Here is an 18,967-nt window from a genome sequence, read left to right as displayed (position 1 = left end):
TCACCCATTACTTCGGTGCAAACTGTTTTACCCCCTGTTACCCGGAGATGTGCCATGTCTGTCGCCGATGAAATCAGCCAGCTTAATCTGCAAAGCCACTGGATGCCGTTCAGTGCCAACCGTAACTTCCACCAGGACCCGCGCTTTATCGTGGCGGCCGAAGGCCAGTGGCTGGTGGACGATAAAGGACGCCGTATCTACGACAGCCTCTCCGCACTGTGGACCTGTGGCGCAGGCCACACCCGCAGCGGGATCCAGCAGGCGGTATCACGCCAGCTGGGCACCCTCGACTACTCGCCGGGCTTCCAGTACGGCCATCCGCTGTCATTTAAGCTGGCGGAACGCATTGCCGGGCATCTGCCGGGCGACCTCAGTCACGTGTTCTTTACCGGCTCCGGCTCTGAATCCGCCGATACGGCAGTGAAGATGGCCCGCGCCTACTGGCGCGCCAAAGGTCAGCCGACCAAAACCAGACTGATTGGCCGTGCGCGTGGCTACCACGGCGTCAATGTTGCCGGTACCAGCCTTGGCGGCATCGGCGCTAATCGCAAGATGTTTGGCCAGCTGATGGACGTTGACCACCTGCCGCACACCCTGCAGCCGGGCATGGCCTTTACAAGAGGCATGGCGGAAACCGGCGGCGTGGCGCTGGCCGACGAGATGCTTAAGCTGATTGAGCTGCACGACGCATCGAATATCGCCGCGCTGATCGTCGAGCCGCTCTCCGGATCGGCCGGGGCGATAATTCCACCGGTGGGTTATCTGCAGCGGTTGCGCGAGATCTGCGATCGGCACGATATTCTGCTGATCTTTGATGAGGTGATCACCGGCTTCGGCCGCATGGGCCGCTGGAGCGGTGCTGAATACTTTGGCGTAACGCCGGATATCCTCAACTTTGCCAAGCAGATTACCAACGGCGCGATCCCGCTGGGCGGCGTGGTGGCAACCAGCGAGATCTATCACACCTTTATGGCACAGAACCTGCCACAGCACGCGGTGGAGTTCGGCCATGGCTATACGTATTCTGCCCACCCGGTGGCCTGTGCCGCCGCGCTGGCAACGCTGGATATTCTGGAAAACGAGCAGCTGATTGAACAGTCCGCCAGCCTGGCACCGCACTTTGAACAGGCGCTGCACGGCCTGAAAGGCAGCCCGCACGTGGTGGATATCCGCAACTGCGGCCTGGTCGGTGCGATCCAGCTGGCACCGCGCGGTGCCGACCCGAGCATCCGGCCATTTGATGCCGGAATGGCGCTGTGGCGCGCCGGTTTCTACGTGCGTTTCGGCGGCGACTGCCTGCAGTTTGGTCCGATGTTTAACGCGCAGCCGGACGATCTCGACCGTCTGTTTAACGCCGTGGGCGACGCCCTGCATCACACTGACTGAGGCTACACAGATAGCCGGTACCGCACTCTATAGACGGCGCGACGGGACAGGCGCGGCCTGCCGGTCTCCGGTCATAAACAGGACGTATTTTTAACGCTCGTCGCCCGGCGAACTGTGTCGCCGGGCCGGTTACTCTGCAACCCTCCTGCTTGTTTGCCAGCAAGATGTGATTATGCAGGCAGTTCCGTAAAAATTATTGGTTATATTCCGTTACTACGCACCAGCAGCAATTGACAGCATGCTTTGTACTGGCCTAATTTCTGGCCGGCAGGCCTGCGGTTATTGCTGTGATAACAGGAATTAATAATGATAATCGAGCGAATACTGAATAATAACGTGGTTATTAGCCTCGACGACCACCGTCAGGAAATGGTGGTCATGGGTAAAGGCATCGCCTTCAATAAAAAGATCGGTGATACTACCGACCCCGACAAAGTAGAGAAAATCTTTTCCCTCAACACGCCTTTCACTGAACAGTTTAAAGCATTACTTAATCTGGTTCCGGCAAGCTGTATTAGCGCTACCGAAGCGATTATCGCTCTGGCTAACGACAACCTGCCCGGTAAATTACACCACAGCCTGTTAATCTCCCTGGTCGACCATCTGTATTATGCGCTGCAGCGCTTTTCGCAGAATATTCATATCCCTAACGCCCTGCAGTGGGAGATTAAAAAACTTTACCCGCAGGAGTTTGCGCTGGGCATCCAGGCGCTGCAGATTATTGCCGAACATACCGGTTCGCAACTGCCGGAAGATGAAGCCGGCTTTATTGCGCTGCACCTGGTGAATGCCCAGCTTAACGACAATATGCAAAACACCGTGCAGATCACCCGTTTTATGCAGGACATTCTGAGCCTGGTACAGTATCACTTTGACCTGGTTTATGAGGAAGAGGGGCTACGCTACCAGCGTTTTGTCACCCACCTGAAATTTTTTGCCTGCCGGGTGCTCGACCATCAGCATATCGACGGGGACGATCCTGCGCTGGCACAGCTGGTGCAGCAGCAGTATCCGGCGGCGCAACGCTGTACCGATAAAATCAACCAGTATACAGAATTACATCACGATCACAGCCTCACTCAGGATGAACGCATGTTCCTGACCATTCATATTGAGCAGCTAAGAAAGTAACCGTTGCCGCGCGCACGGCTATGGACAGATTACGATACGTGAAGCGCTTCACAGATTAAAGACAATCCAAAAACAACGCTTGAGTGCGCCCGACATTAGGCTTATAGATATACGCCATAGCAGGATTGTGATCTTCACGCTAATTATCGCGTGCAGAGCAAAACCTAACTGACCCCGCGCGGATCGTCTTATCCCCGCCGGAAGAAGTTAGGTTTTTTTTTGCCTTTAATTTACCGACCAGAATATACGAACCAAGCTGAGCCAATGGGATACGCCAGTTTATGCAGAGAAATAATTAACGGCGTCGGTGGCCGGGATAATATTGTCAGCGTGACCCATTGCGCCAACCGTTTACGTTTTAAAAGGATCACCGATGAAAACCCAGTTTCCGAACGATTTTCTGTGGGGTGGCGCGGTCGCTGCTAACCAGGTCGAAGGCGCGTATAACGCCGACGGTAAAGGGCTATCCACTTCCGACTTCCAGCCACACGGCCTGATGTACCCGCCAGGCGAACGGAAGCCGGGCGAGTTCAATCTGAAAGATGTCGCCATCGATTTCTACCATCACTATCCGCAGGACATCGCACTGTTCGCCGGGATGGGCTTTAAAACCCTGCGCACCTCGATTGCGTGGACGCGCATCTACCCGAACGGCGACGAGCAGCAGCCTAACGAGGCCGGTCTGGCGTTCTACGATGCGCTGTTTGACGAGATGCTCAAAAACGGTATCCAGCCGCTGATCACCCTCTCCCACTACGAGATGCCTTACCATCTGGTACAGCACTACGGCGGCTGGGGCAACCGGCAAACTATCGCCTTCTTCGAACGCTACGCCACCACGGTGTTTGAGCGTTATCAGCACAAGGTGAAGTGGTGGCTGACCTTTAACGAGATCAACTGCGCGCTGTTCTCCTGCTTTACCGCGCTGGGCCTGCCGCCGGGCAGCAGCCCGCAGGTGGTTTATCAGGCCATCCACCACCAGTTGGTGGCCAGCGCCCGGGTAGTGAAGGCCTGCCACCGGATTATTCCCGATGCGAAAATCGGCAATATGGTGGCGGCGATGCCGTACTACCCGCTGACCTGCCACCCGGACGACGTGCTGGAAGCGCAGCGCAAAGAGCGTGAATGGCTGTTCTTTTTCGACGTGCAGGCGCGCGGCGAGTACCCGAGCTATATGCAGCGCCGCTTTGATGAGCAACATATCCTGCTGCAAATCAGCGCGCAGGATCGCGACGATCTGCAGGAGACCGTCGACTTCCTGTCGTTCAGCTACTACATGAGCAGCTGCGCCAGCGCCGATCCGCAGAAGCAGCAGGCCACCGGCAATATCCTGAATATGATCCACAACCCGTACCTTAGCGCCTCCGACTGGGGCTGGCAGATTGATCCGGCCGGGCTGCGCCATCTGCTGAATATGCTGTGGGATCGCTACCGTAAACCGCTGTTTATCGTCGAGAACGGGCTGGGGGCCAAAGACCAGATCGAGGAGGACGGCACCATCCGCGATGACTACCGCATCGCCTACCTCAACGATCATCTGGTGCAGGCCGGGGAAGCCATCGCCGACGGCGTGCAGCTGCTGGGTTATACCAGCTGGGGGCCGATCGATCTGGTCAGCGCCTCGACGGCGGAGATGTCCAAGCGCTACGGTTTTATCCACGTTGATCGCGATGACGAAGGTAACGGCACGCTGGAACGCCGCCGCAAGAAAAGCTTTACCTGGTATCAGCAGGTGATCGCCAGCAACGGTGGCTCGCTGGTGAAGCCGGAGATGGACGGCCGCTGAGGGCATCTGAATTCCGCATGAACGACAGAACCCTGGCAGAGCCGTGACGATAAAGTTAAGCCGCACTGGCTCAGCCGTGTTCCCCGCCGATTTTCCGCTCATCAGCGGCGGAGATTTACTGCCTCTCTTGCCGCACGGCGTAGCCTGCTGTGCGCTTTCGTGACCCCCGACTCAAAAAACGAACAAAAAACAGACACCGCATTAACAAGCCTTGAGCCTGCCTCCTCCCCGGCCGGAAGATACCCCGCAACGACCTGACAGACTTTCCGCAGCACGTCAGCACGTCAGCACGTCAGCACGTCAGCACGTCAGCACGTCAGCACGTCAGCACGTCAGCACGTCAGCACGTCAGCACGTCAGCATGTTGAACATCAGTACGTCGGTACGTCACCTGTTATTACGTAGCAGGTCAGTTTGCCAGCACGGGAGGGAACCATGGATTACAGCGCACTCTGTGCCGCCATTATTCAGGGGGTAGGCGGGCAGGATAACGTTATCAAGGTGTTTCACTGCGCCACGCGCCTGCGCTTTACGCTGAAAGAGAACCAGCGTGCCGATTCGGCCGCGCTGAAGCAGACCGCCGGGATCATCACCGTGGTGGAGAGCGGTGGCCAGTATCAGGTGGTGATTGGCACCCACGTCGGCGAGGTCTGTCAACAGCTGATCGCGGAGGGGTTGGGCGATCCACCACCGCCGGTCACCGGTGAAAAGGGTCAATCAGCACCACGCGCCGCTGGCTGTGGCAGAGCGCTGGTCAACAGCGCAATCGATATTATTTCCGCCATCTTCGCACCGCTGCTGCCGCTGCTGATCGCCTCAGGGCTGATGAAAGGGGTACTAACGATCGCCACCCTGCAGCACTGGCTGGATAAGGGCAGCGGGACCTGGACCCTGCTGTATGCCGCCAGCGACGCGATGTTTTTCTTTATGCCGGTGCTGCTCGGCTACACCGCCGGCGGCCGCTTTGGCGGTAACCCGCTGCTCACCATGGTGCTGGGGGCGGCGATGGTACATCCGTCGCTGATTGCGCTGTTCCATGCCAGCCAGCACAACCCGATGCTGCACGTGCGCTTTATGCTGCTGCCGCTGACCCTGATTAACTACAGTTCGACGGTGATCCCGGTGATCCTCGCGGCTGCCTTTTGCTGCTGGCTGGAAAAACGGCTGAACCGCTGGCTACACGTATCGATACGCGCTTTCTTCACTCCGTTCCTCTGCCTGCTGATCGCCCTGCCCGTTACCTGTCTGCTGATTGGCCCGCTGGCTACCTGGCTCAGTAACGCCATCGGCAACGGCTACAACCAGCTTTGGCTGCTTAGCCCGGTCGCCGCCGGGGCCATTCTTGGTGCCGCCTGGCAGGTCCTGGTGATCTTCGGCCTGCACTGGGGGCTGGTTCCGCTGATGCTGAACAACGTTGCCACGCTGGGCTTTGACACTATCTCGCCGATCACCAGCGCCGCCGTCTGGGCGCAGTCCGCGGCTACCCTCGGCATTCTGCTGCGCACCCGCGACCCGCGGCTCAAAACGCTCGCTGCACCGGCGTTTGTCTCCAGCGTGTTCGGCATTACCGAACCGGCCATCTACGGTGTCAACCTGCCGCTGCGCCGGCCGTTTGTCATCGGCTGCATCTGTGGCGCACTGGGCGGCATGGTCGTCGGCTGGTTTCACGGCATGGCACATAACATCGGTGCACTGGGCATCTTCGCCTTTCCGGCCTTTTTATCGCCGGCGGGGCTCGATCGCGCCTTCTGGGGCACGCTGACCGGCTGCATCGTGGCTTTCGGCTGCGCGTTTGTCAGCAGCTGGCTGTTTGGCATTCCTCACCCCGACCGCAAGGAGAGCAATCATGAAACTTAAACACCTGCTGCCCGGCACACTGCTGCTGCTCGGCAGCCCGCTGGCGCTGGCCGACAGCGGCTGCAACGCCTATGACCGCCTGTTGCCGAGGGGCCCTGAAACGCCGTCAATTGGCTCCGCCTGCGACACGCTGTTTCCCGAGTGGGGCGGCGCACGGCGTAAAATGGCCGACTACGGTTTCTACGCCCAGGCCCAGCTGCTGACCAATCTGACCTATGACGTGGCGGGCAACCGCCGTCACAAACCCAATTACGTCGGGCAGCGGCCGACCACCGGTAACTTTATCCAGTTTGATATGACCTACGATCTGGACCGGCTGGGGCTGCCGGATCGGAGCCAGCTGCACCTGCAACTCGGCTATTCGTATAACAATTACCGTGGTAACGGCCAGGACGGCCACCCCTCGGTGATGGACCTGTCGGTGTACCAGCCGCTGTTCAATCAGCGGGTGATCCTGCATTACGGCTATTCCGACTGGCTGAACCACTTTTACGGCCTCTATCTGGGTGCCAGCACCGCCTCCTCCGCGCTCGGCCCGACCAGCGTGATGCTCAATCAGGCCGGACTGACCAGCCTCAAGCCCAGCCCGGGGCTCGACGTGCGGGTTCTTAGCGCCGATCGTCGCTGGTACGATCATATTGGCGTGGCGCGCAGCCAGAGTTCAGACGGGCTGCAGGCCGATTCGCATTACAACCTCTACGGCCTGCGCTGGAAGGAGCCGCACGCAGGTACCCTGTTGATCAATGAAGTAGGTTATCGGGTTAACGCCGCCAACAGCGACAGGATGACGTGGATCAGGGGCGGATCGGTGTATAACAAAACCCCGTACCTCAACTACAACTCAGGCCGGTACAACAGCGAAACCTGGTCGCACTATCTCGCCGCCACCCAACAGCTGACCCAGCCCGATCCCAGCCAGCCCGATCGCGGCTGGTATATCGACGGCAAAACCAACTACGCGCCGGAGAACCGTAACCTCTATATGGCCGACGCCTCGCTAACGCTGTTCAGCATCGGCCCGTTTAAACAGCGCCCGGCGGATATGGTCTCATTCGGGGTGTCTTACAATAAATTCAGCGATGACGCGAAGCACTACTTTCAGCGCAAGGGCCAGTCCGCCGACGGCTTCAGCACCACCGGCTCGGTCGCCTATACGTTACGGGTGATGCACGGCATCTACTGGACCAATCAACTCTCCTGGACGCACCATCCGGCCATCACCCCGCACGAGGACGATGCCTGGAACCTGGAAACGCAGATGGTGGTGAATTTGTAACGTCAGAGGTTGGTGACTAACTCTATGCTTAGCGGCCAAACAGCTCGCTGTGGGTGCCGAAACGAATCCAGGTGAGCAGCGTTCTTTCAGCGTTAAAGCGGTAAATTAGCAGGTGATCGCCGCCAACATGAAGCTCGCGCTCACCGTTCTGATAATCCTTTCCTTTAAGAGGATGGATTATCCATCATCTCGTTGATTGTGCTGTATCCGTCAGCATCATTTTGACGATTGCTTGCATAACTCTCTCCACACACGACGTTGTAGTCACATTGCAGCCACAATATCGATTAAAAGACAGTCACCGCCAGTGTCTGTCCTGCCTGCGATAACGCCGCCACACTCTATCCCCCGGCTGGGACAAAACATGCACAAAAAGGGCGGATTGCGTCATCGCACCACGCACATCGGCCGGGCGCTGATCGGGTCGGGATGGATTTCGGCGTCGATGCTGAATACCGATCGCAGCAGGTCGGGTGTCATCACCTGCCGTGGGCTGCCGCTGGCGACGATACGCCCGGCGGCCATCAGCACCAGATGGTCGCAGTAGCGGCTGGCCTGGTTGAGATCGTGCAGCACGGTGACCACCGTTTTGCCCTGCTGCTGCTGACGGTGGAGCAGCGCCATCAGCTCCACCTGGTGATTGATATCCAGATAAGTGGTCGGTTCGTCGAGGAGCAGCAGCGGCGTCTGCTGCGCCAGCGCCATCGCCAGAAACACCCGCTGCCGCTGGCCGCCGGAGAGTTCGCTGACCTGCCGGTCGGCCAGCCCGTCCACCTGGGTTTCCGCCATCGCCGCCGCTACCTGCTGGCGATCCAGCCCGCTGAGCCGGCCAAACAGGTTCAGCCACGGGCTGCGGCCGTAGCCGACCAGCTCAGCCACGGTGATGCCTTCCGGGGTCACCGGCTGCTGCGGCAGCAGCGCCAGCTGGCGGCCGAGCTGGCGCGGCGTAATGTGGCTTAACGGCGTGTCGTTCAGGCGGATCTCCCCGGCACGCGGGGTAAGCAATCCGGCCAGGCAGCGCAGCAGCGTGGATTTGCCACAGCCGTTCGGGCCGAGCAGCGCGGTAATCCGCCCGGCGGGCAGGGTCAGGGAGAGATCGTGCAGGATCGGCGTGCTGCCGTAGCCCGCGCGCAGCCCGGAAACGGTCAGTTGCGTCATCAGCGAGTCCTCATTAACAGCCAGAAAAACCACGGCGTACCGATAATCGCGGTCAGAACACCGGCGGGCAGCTCCAGCGGCGGGTGCAGGGTGCGCGCCAGCAGGTCGGCCAGCAGCAGCAGCAGCGCCCCCACCGCCATCGCGGCGGGCAGCAGCAGCCGGTGGCGGCCGCCGACCAGACGCCGGGTCAGGTGCGGAGCCACCAGGCCGATAAAGCTCAGCGGGCCGCACAGCGCCACGCTAATCGCCGCCAGCGCCAGCGCCAGCAGCAGGATGCGCCGTCGCGCGGCGGGCGGGCTGACGCCGAGTGTGGCCGCCTGCTCCTCGCCCAGCGCCAGCAGATCGAGATCGCGGCACAGCAGCAGGCTCAGCGGCAACAGCAGCAGCCACGGCGCGGCGATCTGCACAAACGGCCAGCCACGCCCCCACAGGCTGCCGGTCAGCCACAGCAGCGCCTGGCCCACCTCCAGCGGACGGGTCAGCAGCAGGTAATCGGTCAGGCTGGCATACAGCGCGGTTAGCGCCACGCCGAGCAGCGCCAGCCGCAGCGGCGCGCCGCCGCCGGCCAGCCGCTGCAGCAGCCAGAAAGCCAGCAGCGCTCCGGCCAACGCCAGCAGCGGCAGCCACACCACCGGCAGCGCCGGAAACAGCAGCAGCCCGGCCACCGAGCAGAGACCGGCGGCGTGATTGACGCCGAGGATCTCCGGCGAGGCCAGCGGGTTGCGGATCGCCCCCTGCACCAGCACGCCGGAGGCCGCCAGCGCCGCGCCGACCAGCAGCGCCAGCAGCAGGCGCGGCAGGCGATACTCGATCAGCGCAAAGTGGCGGTCGCTGGCCGGGTCCAGCGCCTGACGCAGCTGGCTGAGGCTCAGCGTTTCGCTGCCGTAACGCAGCGACAGCAGCGCGCCGGTGGCCAGCAGCAACAGTAATAAGGGTGTGACCAGAGAAACTCTTTTCATCTCAGCGTTCCGTCCCCGGCAGCAGATGACCTACCGGCAGACAGGGTCCCCTGCGTCAGTATCGCTATCAGCCTCATGTGCGCCTCCGCACCAGCCAGACAAAAAACGGTGCGCCGACCAGCGCCAGCACCGCGCCGGCCGGCAGCTCACCGGGGAAGGCCAGCCCGCGCGCCAGCAGATCGGCCAGCAGCATCAGCAGCGCGCCGAGCAGCAGCGCGGCGGGCAGCAGGCGGCGCAGATCGTGGCCAAACAGCGCCCGCGCCATATGCGGCACCAGCAGGCCGAGAAACGCCAGCGGCCCGGCCACGCTGACGCAGCTACCGACCAGCAGCACCACCAGCAGGTTGATCAGCAGCCGCAGGCGGCCAGGGTGAATGCCCAGCGTGCTGGCACCGTCATCGCCCAGCCGCAGCAGGTTGAGCCGCCCGGCCAGCAGGCAGGCCAGCGGGGCCAGCAGCAGGGTAAACGGCAGCAGCTGCCAGAACTCGCGCCAGCGCACGCTGGAGACGCCCCCCGCCAGCCAGTGCAGCACGCCGTACGCGTGATCTTCCGCCAGCAGCAGCGTGGCGCGGGTCAGCGCCGCGCACAGCGCCGACACCGCCACCCCGGCAAGGATTAGCCGGCTGCGATCGCCGGCCTGCTGCCAGCCGCGCCCCAACAGCATCACCAGTCCCCAGCTGATGCCGCCGCCCACCGCTGCCAGCAGCGCGATCGAATAACCGGCCACCCACGCCGGATTAAAGGCGGTGGCCAGCACCATCGCCAGCGCCGCCCCGGCGTTGATGCCGAGCAGCGACGGCGACGCCAGCGGGTTGCGGGTCAGGGTCTGTAGCAGCGCGCCGGCCAGCGCCAGGCTGGCCCCCAGCAGCATCGCTACCAGGCTGCGCGGCAGGCGCAGGTTAAACACCAGCGCCTGGGCGATACCCGCAGGCGGGCCGGGCAGCAGCGCCGCCAGCGCCTGGCCGGGGCCGATGGCGATCGGTGACCAGCAGAACAGCGACAGCCAGAAGGTCAGCGCCAGCGCGGCCAGCAGCAGGCTGACACGTAGCGCTGGGCAAGCGGAAACACGCCAGCGGCCTCGACAAAATGAACGCCCGATCCGATGGCTTCCCTCATCACCCGCTTGCCCGGCAAACGTCAGGCAAGGTTCTGCTGCAGACGCTACCGAAATGGCGTGCTCGCCAGACCTGGCTGACGGATCGCGCTGTAGGGCCTGGCGTTCTGTTAAACGCGCTTTCAAGGCGTGCTATCCAGCGGCCGGTGATGCAGGATCGCCACCAGCTCGGCGGCGATCTGCTCGGCGGCAAACAGCCCGCGCATCCGCGCCCAGACGTTACTGTCCACTGACGCCACCTGATGCTGCTGCGCCGCCTTCAGCACCTGCCACAGCGGGTCCTGCTGCCAGTCGCGCACGATGCTCTGCTGGCGGTAGTGGGCAACGATCAGCCAGTCGGGATCGAGCGCCAGCAGCTGCTCCAGCGTCAGGCTGGCCAGCGCCGCCTGGCCGACCGGCGGCGGCACCTTAACCCCCAGCGCGGTCAGCACGCTGCCGGTGTAAGCGTCGCTGCTGTGCAGGTTAAACTGCTGTTCGCGCGAGGTGCCAAACGCCACCGTGATGCCTTTCGGCAACCGAGCGGCAAACGCCTGCATCCGCTGGCGGTGCTGCGCCAGCCGCTGCTGCATTGCAGCGTCCTTACCCAGCACCTGGCCAATGGTCGCCGCCGACTGCAGGTTCTCCGCCCAGGTCTCATTGCGCGACTTCAGCATCAGCGTCGGCGCGATGCGCTTCAGCTGGCCGAGAATGCCGCCGTGGCGGGCGGCGTCGGCGATTATCAGGTCCGGCTTCAGCGCGGCGATCGCTTCGAGGCTCGGCTGCGCCCGGCTGCCCACCGACTGCCACGGCTGGATGCGCTGGCGCACCGCCGGCAGAATACGCGCCGCGTCGCCGTCATCGGCCACGCCGATCGGGCTGACGCCCACCGCCGCCATCGCGTCAACGAAAGACAGCTCCAGCACCACCACCCGCTGCGGCACGCCGTTCAGGGTAAATTCGCCGTTGCTGTCGGTGACGGTCACCGCCTGTACGGTGCTGGTCAGCAGCAAGAGCACGCCGCCGAGCAGCGTCAGAAGGGTGCGAATCATGGCCATTTCTCCGGTTTTATAACGACAAAGCGGACCGCCAGAAGGCGGCCCGTTGGGGACTATACAGACGCCACGCCGCAGAACATCCACACCTCATCCGGCCGCCGGTGAAATGATGGCTCCGCACATTGCCGGATCCTGCGGCGTTAAGCATCAGAACTTCACCGCACCCTGCATATAGATCGTGCGCGGCTGCCCGGCGTACAGGCCTTTATTGTTGTCATCAAAGGCGCGGGTGAAGTACTCATGGTCAAACAGGTTCTTCACGCCGACGGCAAGGTTGAGGTTGGCGTACTGCGGGCCGAAGTCGTAGCCGGCACGCGCGCCCCACAGCATAAAGCCGGGGATGCGGCCGGTGCTGCCGTCGGCGCTCTCGGCGCGGGTGTTGGCGTTATCCGCATACTGGCCGGACTGGTACTCGCTGTTGACGTTAAAGGTCCAGCTACCGGTCTGGTAATCCAGCCCCAGCGTGCCCTTGTGCTTCGGCGAGAACGGCACCTGGTTGCCGTGGTAGCCACCCTGTTCGCGGATCACCGCGTTGACGTAGGCATAGCTGGCGGAGAACGACAGGTTTTCCAGCGTCGGTGACAGGTCGCCAAGGTCGTAGCGCAGCTTGCTCTCCAGCCCGGTGTGGCGGGTTTTACCGCGCGCGGTCACGCTGTCGGTCACCTGGTTCGAGTCGTACTGGTTGCTGAAGTTGATCAGGAACAGCCCGGCTTCCGCCTGCAGCACCTGGTTATCAAAGCGGGTGCCCAGCTCCCAGGTACGCGCTTTTTCCGGTTCGACGCTGCCGCTGCTGACCGCTTTGCCGATCTGGCTGTACTGCACGGTACCGAACGAGCCTTCGGTATTGGCGTAGAGGTTCCACTCGTCGTTGAGGTGATACAGCACGTTCAGCGCCGGCAGCGGCGCGTTGTAACCGATCTCCTGCTTTTCGCCCTTAATAAAGTTGTTCTGGTAGGACTGGATATGCTCGTAGCGCATGCCCGGCGTCAGCGTCCAGTCACCGATATCGATGCGATCGTCAATGTACCAGGCGTGCGCTTCGGTGCCGGACTGGGTGTCGCGATCGTACGGGCTGCTGCCGGTTGGCAGTAGCCGGCTGGTCGCCAGGCTGGTGTAGCGCAGCTCGTGGGTCGACTCGCTGACGTAGCGGTAGCCGATGCCAACTTCGTGCGCGCTGTCGCCAAGGTTAAAGCTCTGGCTGTAGCGCGGTTCCACGCCGCGCACCCAGTACTCGCGCGGCGACAGGGTGATGTTCTTGCCCTGGTCGAGGTAGCCGCTGCGCAGCGTGTTGGTCCAGAAGGTCAGGATATTGAACCTGTGCTGCGCGTCCGGCTGGTACTGATAGCCAAGGCTGGCCAGCTGGCGGCGGCCCCAGAACTCATCGTACGGGCGGGTGGACTGAAAACGGTCAGCGTTATAGTTGGCGCGCGACAGGCCGCCCGGCATCTGCGCCCGGCCTTCGTAGTACTGCAGCAGGCTGGTAAAGGTGTGCTCCTCGTTCGGCGCGTAGCGGGTCTTCAGCATCACGTCGTCGATTTTGGTCGCGCTGTGTTCGCGCCAGTCGCTGCCTCGCGTGCCGGAGTAGAGCAGCGCCGCGCCGAAGCCGTTGTCCGCGGTACCGCCGATCAGCAGGTTGCCGCTGCCCTTCGGATCGTTCTGCGACGAGGTCGGCGTCAGCATGCCCTGCATGCCGCCCTCAACGGCAAACTCGTTTGGAATGGCGCGGGTGACAAAATTGACCACGCCGCCGACGCTCTGCGGCCCGTAGCGCACCGCGCCGCCGCCGCGCACCACGTCCACCGCGTCCATATTGCCCAGCGACACCGGGGCCAGCGACAGCTGCGGCTGACCGTAAGGGGCGAACGGCACCGGGATGCCGTCCATCAGCACCGTGGTGCGGCTGGCCAGGCGCGGGTTGAGGCCGCGGATGCCGAAGTTCATCGCCATATCATGGCTGCCGGTGCCGTTATTCTCCGGTGCGTTAACGCCGGGAATGCGGTTCAGCGCTTCACGCAGGGTGGTCGCGCCGCTGCGGGCAAACTCCTCGCGGCGGATCACGTCACGCGCGCCCGCATGTTCAAACACGTCGTTTTCCCGCGCGTCCGCCAGCCAGTCGCCGACCACGGTCAGCGCGCCAGCGGCGGCCGGCTGCGGCTGCGGCGTCAGGGTAAAGGTATTGCCCCCCAGCGCCTTCAGCTGCAGGCCGCTGCCCGCCAGCAGAGCCTGCAGGCCCTGCTCCGGCGCGTAGCTGCCGTTCAGCCCCGGGCTGGTTTTGCCGCGGGTCAGCGCCGCATCCACCGACAGGGTGAGGCCGGCGGTGGCCGCAAACTGGTTAAGCGCGGCGTCGAGATCGCCGGCGGCTATCTGGTAGTGGGCCGCGGCAGGCTGGCTGGCGGCGGCGGCCAGGGCCGGTGCCGCCAGCGCCAGCGGCACCAGCGCACAGTGAACGGCAAAAGCCAGAGGGGAGGTATTGCGTAAAACCCACAGCACGCGGGCAGAAGAATCAGACATGACCGTCTCCGAAAAGGGATGTTTTTATACTCTCTGCAGATAAGTCGAATGAGGCGGGCAAAAGGGACAATGCAAATGCGAATTATTTTTCTTATCAGTCAGTCAGGCGGCGCTGACCTTCACCCAGTAACGGCTAACCGTCTGAATTTTCACCGGTAGCGTCTGTACCAGCACCGCCAGCAGCCGGTCGGTATCCGCCAGCGGGAAGGTGCCGCTGACCCGTAAATCCGCCACGCTCGGATCGCAGATCAGCATGCCGTGACGCCAGCGCGCCACCTCAGCCAGCACCTCCTCCAGCCGCCGGTTGCTGACGCTAAGCAGGCCGCGCTGCCAGCCGAGATCGGCGGCGTTCAGCGGCTGCAGGGCTTCAAAACGGCGAGCGGTAAAACGCAGCGTCTGCCCGGCGGGCACCCGCAGGCTCGCCTGCGGATCGGCCTGCAGCGTCACCTCAACCGCGTGGCGCTGCACGCTGAGCGTGGTGGCATCATCCCACTGGCGCACGCTGAATTCGGTGCCCAGCGCGCGCAGCCGCCCTTCGCGGGTGCTGACCAGAAACGGCCGCCGTCCGGGGTCAGCGGCGGTGGTGATGGCGATCTCGCCCTGGCTGAGGGCCACCAGCCGCTGTGACGGCGTAAAGTCCAGCCGCACCGCGCTGGCGGTATTCAGCTGCAGCTCAGAGCCGTCCTGCAGCCGCACCCGCCGCTGCTCGCCGGTGGCGGTGTGATAGTCGGCGCGCAGACCGACGCCGACCGGCGAGCGCCACAGCTGCCAGCTGCCGCCAACGCCGAGCAGCAGCAGCAGGCTTTTAAGCACACGCCGGCGGGTCTGCTGTACCTCGCGGTGGGACTGATGGAGCACCTGGTAGCCGAGATGGCCGGGCAGAGTCTGCAGCTGGCCCTGCAGCGACTCGACGCGCTGCCAGGCCCAGCGGTGGTCCTCATGTTGCTGATACCACTGCTGCCATTTACTGCTCAGCTGCGGGCTGATTTCACCGGCGCACAGCGTGGCGTACCACTGTGCGGCCATCTTCAGCGCCAGCCGCTGCCCGTCGCTAATCTGCAGGTTCACCCGTTCAGCTCCAGACCCAGTCGGAACAGCAGGCAGTGCTCGGTGGCCTTCGCCATATACTTTTTCACCGAGCTGACCGAAACCTGCATCCGTTCGGCGATCTGCGGGTAGGTCAGTCCTTCCAGCTGCGACAGCAGAAACGCCTGGCGCACCTTTTCACCCAGCCCGTCGAGCATGGTGTCAATCTGCTGCAGGGTCTCCAGCAGGCCGTGCTGCAGCTCCGGCGAGGGCATATGCGCTTCCGGCAGTTGCTCCAGCAGGTCCAGCCACGCGCGCTCCAGCGCGTTGCGCCGGAAAAAATCGACCATCACCCGGCGGGCGATAGTGACGAGGAACGACTTTGGCTGACGAACGGACAGCGCGTTGCCGCCGCTCAGCACGCGGAGAAAGGTATCCTGCGCCAGATCGTCGGCGTCAGCCATCGACCCTAACCGCTGCGCCAGCCAGCGCTGCAGCCAGCGGTGATGCGACTGATAGAGATCGGCGAAAGGGTCGGCAACGGCCGGATTTACTGGTGTTGGCATACAATAAGACACAACCCGGGTTAAAATTTACCCGGGCAGGATAGTTGATAATGGTTATCATTTCAATCGACAGCTAACGCCGTCGACAGGCCCGCACGCCTGCGATCAACCGCCGTGGTACGGCCCAGGTACTACCGAATCCCGCACCACCAGCTGACCGCTGAACTGCGGTACCACCACGGCGGGCTGGTCATCAAGCAGCTCCAGCAGTTTGACAAAGGTATGCCTGATCATCTCGCCTACCGGCACGTGAACGGTGGTCAGCGGCGGCACAAAGAAGGCCGCCATGGGAATATCATCGAAGCTCAGCAAGGAGATATCCTCGGGAATGCGCTTGCCGGCGGCGTAAAACGCCCGCGCCGCGCCGATGGCCATATCATCGTTACTCGCCACCAGGGCGGTAAAGGTAACTTCCCGCGACAGCAGCTGTAGCCCGGCCTCGTAGCCGGTTTGCGGCGTCCAGGCTCCGTGGGCAATGCGACGCTCGTCCCAGGCAATATGATGCGACCGCAGCGCCCGCCGGTATCCCTCAAGGCGGCTGATACCGGTGGGGGAATCGGCCGCACCGGCAATAAACGCAATATCACGGTGCCCCTGGCTGAACAGATAATTGACGGCGTCAAAGGTATTCTGTTCGTGGCAGGCAAACACGCAGCGTTCGGGGTATTTCTCCAGCCGGCGGTTAACCACAATAATCGGCTTGCTGGTTTGTTCGATAATCTCATCCAGCTCGCGCGTGGTGAGAAAGCGCGGGTAGATAATCACCGCATCGCAGCGCAAATCGAGCAGAAACTCAATCGCCTGGCGCTCCTCACGGGCGTTGTGCTTGCCGTCGGCCAGCAGCAGCTGGCGGCCATGCTGTTCGGTGACGGTGGCCGCCTGGAATAACAGCTCGCTAAAATAGGGGCCGTTATACAGGGTGTTGGTTACCACCAGGCCAATATTATTGGATTTATTGGTTGCCAGATTCCTCGCCAGTAAATTAGGCCGGTAACCGGTCTCTTCTACCGCTTTAAATACCTTATCCTGGGTGGTTTTACTGACATAACTATTGCCTGCTAATACCCGGGACACCGTCGCTTTTGACACGCCCGCTTTATTTGCCACATCCAGCATGGTAACCATAAATATATCCTGCGATGTAAATTCTTGCCGCTATAATAACCCGATTTTAAATCGTGGAACATTGCTGATAAGACGATTATAAAAAACTATACACATTAACAAGTTACAACTAAACCTTGCTACAAATCACACTTTTTCGACTCTGCCTGGCATGCCAGCAACGCCCTTATACCTTACGCCATTATTTTAAAAAATAATTTAAACCGCTCGTTAACCGCTGCTTAACCTGCTTCTGATATAGAAGTTAACCCTGCCAATTACACTGTTTTTTTGTGGTCATCAACGGCGTTTGCGATCCGAATCACAAATCGTTACACTGAATCTGAAACCGGTTGCAGAAACAGGGTTCTTTCCGCTATCAATTAAGAAAAACCAGACCGGAGAACAGCCATGAATAAAATTTTACTCTGTTGTGCTGCAGGTATGTCCACCAGCATGGTGGTCCAGCGGATGGAAAAGGCCGCAAAAGAGAAGAACATCGACGTGGAGATCAACGCGGTAGGACTCGACGAATTCAACGAGCAGATCGGCCATTACGACTGCTGCCTGCTGGGCCCGCAGATCAAGTACAAGCTGGCGGACTTTAAGCCGCTGGCGGATGAGCTGAACAAGCCGATCGCGGTGATCAACACCATGGATTACGGCATGATGAACGGCGACAAGATCCTCACCGAAGCGCTGGCGATGATCAACAACGGCAGGGCCGCGTGATGAGCCGCTTCAGCGAGACCCTGTTTGGGGTGATCGAAAACCGCATCAGTCCGATCGCGGCGCGGTTATCAGGCCAGCGCCACGTGGTGGCAATCAAGGACGGCTTTATCTCCTCGATGCCGTTCCTGATCGTCGGATCCTTTATGCTGCTGTTTGCGCACCCGCCGTTTGGCGCCGACAGCCAGTGGGCGTTCGCCCGGTGGTGGCTGGGTATGGTGGAACGCCACTCAACGCAGATCATGATGCCCTACAACATGACCATGGGCATTATGGCGGTCTACATCTGCGCCGCCATCGCCTATAACCTTGCCATCAGCTACAGGATGAACGGCTTTATGGCCGCCTGCCTGTCGCTGATGTCATTCCTGCTGGTCGCCGCGCCGCAGAGCAACGGCGCGCTGCCGGTGGGATCGCTGGGCGGCGAAGGGATCTTTACCGCGATTATCGTCAGCCTGTATGCCACCGAGCTGATGCACTTCCTGCAGAAGCACAATATTGGCTTTAAGCTGCCCGAACAGGTGCCGCCGAAAATCCGCCAGTCGTTTGACCTGCTGATCCCGATCATGGCGATCTTCATTACCCTGTTCCCGCTCAGCCTGTGGGTGCAGGATCAGTTCGGCATGCTGCTGCCGCAGGCGATTATGGCGATCTTCAAGCCGATCATCTCCGCCTCTGACTCGCTGCCCGCCGTGCTGATCGCCGTACTGCTGTGCCATCTGCTGTGGTTCGCCGGTATTCACGGTGCGGTGATCGTCGGCGGTATTCTGCAGGCGTTCTGGCTGACCAACCTCGGCATTAACCAGCAGGAACTCAACGCCGGCCAGCCGATTACCCAGGTGTTTATCGAGCCGTTCTGGCAGTTCTTTATCGTGGTCGGCGGCTCGGGGGCCACCATGGGGCTGGTGTTCCTCTACCTGCGCAGCCGTTCGGCGCACCTGCGTTCGATTGGCAAGCTGGGGCTGGTGCCGAGCATGTTCAACATCAACGAGCCGATTATCTTTGGTTCACCGATCGTCATGAACCCGCTGCTGTTTATCCCGTTTATCACCGCGCCGCTGGTTAACGCCACCATTGCGTGGATCGCCACCCGCACCGACATGGTCAATCACGTGGTGTCGTTAGCGCCGTGGACCACCCCCGGCCCGATCGGTGCCGCCTGGTCAACCGGCTGGGACTTCCGAGCGGTGATTCTGGTCGGCGTGCTGATCGCTGTCTCAACGCTGATTTACTACCCGTTCTTTAAAATGTACGAACGCCAGCTGCTGGAGCAGGAACAGCCTGCACCCGCGAAAGAAGATGGCGACCTGAAAGCCGTGGAGGGCTGAAG

At 61.6% G+C, this 18,967-nt stretch carries 17 protein-coding genes; 8 read left to right on the top strand and 9 right to left on the bottom strand.

What is annotated here, in order from left to right; genetic code table 11:
* The first annotated feature begins 54 nt into the window (after positions 1 to 54).
* The 6 genes from ASF13_RS01320 (at position 55) to ASF13_RS01300 (ending at position 7,436) form a co-directional block, all read left to right on the top strand.
* A complete protein-coding gene (locus ASF13_RS01320) occupies positions 55 to 1,386 on the top strand; it encodes an aspartate aminotransferase family protein (RefSeq protein WP_056231620.1) in 1,332 nt (443 codons plus the stop codon).
* 306 nt (positions 1,387 to 1,692) lie between these two features.
* Complete coding sequence (gene licT, locus ASF13_RS01315) at positions 1,693 to 2,517, top strand: BglG family transcription antiterminator LicT (RefSeq protein ID WP_056231618.1); 825 nt, start codon at positions 1,693 to 1,695, stop codon at positions 2,515 to 2,517.
* 264 nt (positions 2,518 to 2,781) lie between these two features.
* Positions 2,782 to 2,943 carry a PTS transporter subunit EIIB gene (locus tag ASF13_RS23940; RefSeq protein ID WP_082502257.1) on the top strand — a complete coding sequence of 54 codons (162 nt, stop codon included), beginning with the start codon at positions 2,782 to 2,784 and terminating at the stop codon, positions 2,941 to 2,943.
* Positions 2,891 to 4,303 carry a glycoside hydrolase family 1 protein gene (locus tag ASF13_RS01310; protein ID WP_056231616.1) on the top strand — a complete coding sequence of 471 codons (1,413 nt, stop codon included), beginning with the start codon at positions 2,891 to 2,893 and terminating at the stop codon, positions 4,301 to 4,303. The genes ASF13_RS23940 and ASF13_RS01310 overlap by 53 nt, the downstream gene beginning before the upstream one ends.
* Before the next feature lie 435 nt (positions 4,304 to 4,738).
* Positions 4,739 to 6,160: a PTS transporter subunit EIIC gene (locus ASF13_RS01305; RefSeq protein WP_056231612.1), complete on the top strand. Its 1,422-nt coding sequence runs from the start codon at positions 4,739 to 4,741 to the stop codon at positions 6,158 to 6,160.
* Positions 6,150 to 7,436, top strand: a complete 1,287-nt coding sequence (locus ASF13_RS01300) for a carbohydrate porin (protein WP_056231610.1) — start codon at positions 6,150 to 6,152, stop codon at positions 7,434 to 7,436. The genes ASF13_RS01305 and ASF13_RS01300 overlap by 11 nt, the downstream gene beginning before the upstream one ends.
* A gap of 28 nt (positions 7,437 to 7,464) precedes the next feature.
* Here ASF13_RS01300 and ASF13_RS23095 read toward each other — a convergent pair whose 3' ends face one another.
* The 9 genes from ASF13_RS23095 to ASF13_RS01260 all read right to left on the bottom strand — a co-directional run bounded on the left by ASF13_RS23095 (position 7,465) and on the right by ASF13_RS01260 (position 16,929).
* Positions 7,465 to 7,614, bottom strand: coding sequence for a type II toxin-antitoxin system YafQ family toxin (locus tag ASF13_RS23095; protein ID WP_233208916.1), 150 nt, complete (start codon positions 7,612 to 7,614; stop codon positions 7,465 to 7,467).
* Positions 7,615 to 7,823: 209 nt separating this feature from the next.
* Positions 7,824 to 8,594, bottom strand: coding sequence for a Fe(3+) dicitrate ABC transporter ATP-binding protein FecE (fecE, locus tag ASF13_RS01295; RefSeq protein WP_056231606.1), 771 nt, complete (start codon positions 8,592 to 8,594; stop codon positions 7,824 to 7,826).
* Positions 8,594 to 9,553 carry a Fe(3+) dicitrate ABC transporter permease subunit FecD gene (gene fecD / locus ASF13_RS01290; protein WP_056231603.1) on the bottom strand — a complete coding sequence of 320 codons (960 nt, stop codon included), beginning with the start codon at positions 9,551 to 9,553 and terminating at the stop codon, positions 8,594 to 8,596. Before fecD ends, fecE begins: the two co-directional genes overlap by 1 nt.
* Positions 9,554 to 9,626: 73 nt before the next feature.
* Positions 9,627 to 10,652 carry an iron-dicitrate ABC transporter permease FecC gene (gene fecC / locus ASF13_RS01285; protein ID WP_072166268.1) on the bottom strand — a complete coding sequence of 342 codons (1,026 nt, stop codon included), beginning with the start codon at positions 10,650 to 10,652 and terminating at the stop codon, positions 9,627 to 9,629.
* Between the two features lie 137 nt (positions 10,653 to 10,789).
* Positions 10,790 to 11,695 (bottom strand): Fe(3+) dicitrate ABC transporter substrate-binding protein, encoded by a 906-nt coding sequence (locus ASF13_RS01280; RefSeq protein ID WP_056231599.1) that lies wholly within the window; start codon positions 11,693 to 11,695, stop codon positions 10,790 to 10,792.
* Between the two features lie 153 nt (positions 11,696 to 11,848).
* Positions 11,849 to 14,212 (bottom strand): TonB-dependent Fe(3+) dicitrate receptor FecA, encoded by a 2,364-nt coding sequence (gene fecA, locus ASF13_RS01275; protein ID WP_056231597.1) that lies wholly within the window; start codon positions 14,210 to 14,212, stop codon positions 11,849 to 11,851.
* A gap of 102 nt (positions 14,213 to 14,314) precedes the next feature.
* Entirely contained in the window at positions 14,315 to 15,280 is a 966-nt protein-coding gene (gene fecR, locus ASF13_RS01270) for a ferric citrate uptake sigma factor regulator FecR (protein ID WP_056231594.1), read from the bottom strand.
* Positions 15,277 to 15,804 (bottom strand): ferric citrate uptake sigma factor FecI, encoded by a 528-nt coding sequence (fecI, locus tag ASF13_RS01265; protein ID WP_056231592.1) that lies wholly within the window; start codon positions 15,802 to 15,804, stop codon positions 15,277 to 15,279. Before fecI ends, fecR begins: the two co-directional genes overlap by 4 nt.
* A gap of 105 nt (positions 15,805 to 15,909) precedes the next feature.
* Positions 15,910 to 16,929, bottom strand: coding sequence for a LacI family DNA-binding transcriptional regulator (locus ASF13_RS01260; RefSeq protein WP_056231589.1), 1,020 nt, complete (start codon positions 16,927 to 16,929; stop codon positions 15,910 to 15,912).
* Between the two features lie 390 nt (positions 16,930 to 17,319).
* Between ASF13_RS01260 and ASF13_RS01255 the strand changes: the two genes are divergently transcribed.
* Positions 17,320 to 17,640, top strand: a complete 321-nt coding sequence (locus ASF13_RS01255) for a PTS sugar transporter subunit IIB (protein ID WP_056231587.1) — start codon at positions 17,320 to 17,322, stop codon at positions 17,638 to 17,640.
* A complete protein-coding gene (locus tag ASF13_RS01250; RefSeq protein WP_056231584.1) occupies positions 17,640 to 18,965 on the top strand; it encodes a PTS sugar transporter subunit IIC in 1,326 nt (441 codons plus the stop codon). Before ASF13_RS01255 ends, ASF13_RS01250 begins: the two co-directional genes overlap by 1 nt.
* The last annotated feature ends 2 nt before the right edge of the window (positions 18,966 to 18,967 follow it).

Source organism: Erwinia sp. Leaf53, from assembly GCF_001422605.1.
GTDB lineage: Bacteria > Pseudomonadota > Gammaproteobacteria > Enterobacterales > Enterobacteriaceae > Erwinia.
This window is presented reverse-complemented; position numbering and strand designations above follow the sequence as displayed.